This window comes from Streptomyces sp. PT12 (assembly GCF_003311645.1).
In the GTDB taxonomy this organism is placed as follows: Bacteria; Actinomycetota; Actinomycetes; order Streptomycetales; family Streptomycetaceae; genus Streptomyces.
In genome coordinates this window covers 1-465 of sequence record NZ_QEST01000104.1, presented here as the reverse complement: position 1 = coordinate 465, position 465 = coordinate 1, and the positions used below count along the sequence as shown (strand labels likewise).

At 70.5% G+C, this 465-nt stretch carries 1 protein-coding gene; it reads right to left on the bottom strand.

Annotated elements, in window-relative coordinates; translation table 11 throughout:
* Window positions 1-465: acyltransferase domain-containing protein (locus DEH69_RS12510; RefSeq protein ID WP_113687026.1), on the bottom strand; the 465-nt coding region annotated here is incomplete at both ends.

Genomic DNA, 465 nt, shown 5'->3' with positions numbered 1-465 from the left:
GGCGTCGTGGAAGCGGACGGCCTGGCGGACGTGGCGGACCCAGTAGGCGGCGTCGATCCTCTCCGGCTGTCCCGCGATGGGGAGTTGGGCGGGGTGGTAGGTCAACGACTCGGCGACCGCGCAAAAGTCCTCCAGCATGGGGTCCATCAGGTGCGAGTGGAACGCATGGCTGACCGTGAGCCGCTTGTGCTTCCACCGCTGGGCGAGGGCCACCACGGCCTGTTCGTCGCCCGAAAGCACCGTCGCGTCGGGGCCGTTGACCGCGGCGATGTTCACTCCCTCGGTCAGGTGCGGCAGCACCTCGGACTCCGGGGCCTGCACCGCCACCATCGCACCGCCCTCGGGCAGGGCACCCATCAGGCGGCCACGCGCGGCGACCAACGTGCAGGCGTCCTCAAGGGACATAACCCCGGCGACATGGGCCGCGGCGATCTCGCCGATCGAGTGACCGGCAAGGACGTCGGG